This window comes from Pseudomonas persica, assembly GCF_900291015.1.
Lineage (GTDB): Bacteria > Pseudomonadota > Gammaproteobacteria > Pseudomonadales > Pseudomonadaceae > Aquipseudomonas.
On the sequence record NZ_OLKL01000021.1, the window covers coordinates 1 to 276 of the forward strand.

1 pseudogene is annotated in these 276 nt (G+C 64.1%); it reads right to left on the minus strand.

Annotation, left to right across the window (positions count from 1 at the left end):
* A pseudogene (locus FQ664_RS11330) lies at positions 1–276 on the minus strand (MFS transporter); the annotation flags it as partial.

Here is a 276-nt window from a genome sequence, read left to right on the forward strand (position 1 = left end):
GAGTAGGCCATCGCCATCAATACCAGTACCGCCGGCGCCCATAGCGGTGTCAGGCCTATGTTCTGAGCCCGCAGCAGCAAGAACGCCTCGCTGAAACGGGCGAGGGTGAACAACGTGGCCAGACCGATCAGGCGCCAATAGACCGGCCCGAGGCGCCGCAGCTCGTGCAGTGCCAACGGTGAGCGCACCGGACGCCCCATCGCTGGGGCCGCAGGTTCGTGAACGAAGGCAATCAGGATATACACCGCCACGAACGCCGGGATAACAGCTACCCAG